This window comes from Vogesella mureinivorans (assembly GCF_007644035.1).
Taxonomy (GTDB): Bacteria; Pseudomonadota; Gammaproteobacteria; order Burkholderiales; family Chromobacteriaceae; genus Vogesella; species Vogesella mureinivorans.
In genome coordinates this window covers 1-278 of the sequence record NZ_VMTV02000520.1, presented here as the reverse complement: position 1 = coordinate 278, position 278 = coordinate 1, and the positions used below count along the sequence as shown (strand labels likewise).

Annotated in this window: 1 protein-coding gene; it reads left to right on the top strand. The window is 54.0% G+C overall.

Annotation, left to right across the window (positions count from 1 at the left end; genetic code table 11):
* Positions 1–6: 6 nt before the first annotated feature.
* The coding region (locus tag FLQ44_RS25600) for an ATP-binding cassette domain-containing protein (protein ID WP_500692550.1) at positions 7–278 on the top strand (272 nt) is incomplete at its 3' end.

Here is a 278-nt window from a genome sequence, read left to right as displayed (position 1 = left end):
CAAGATTTGTCCGGGTTGGATGTTGACGCAGTGCGCCGACAGTTGGGTGTTGTCCTGCAAGCTGGTCGGATTACGTCCGCTTCCATTTTCGACAACATCGCTAGCGGTGCTCGGATTACACTCGATGAAGCTTGGGAGGCAGCCCGAATGTCTGGGTTTGCTGACGATGTCGCAGCCATGCCAATGCAAATGCACACAGTCATCAGTGAAGGGGGTGGCAATCTTTCTGGAGGGCAACGGCAGAGGCTGCTCATTGCTAGGGCATTAGTATTGAAACC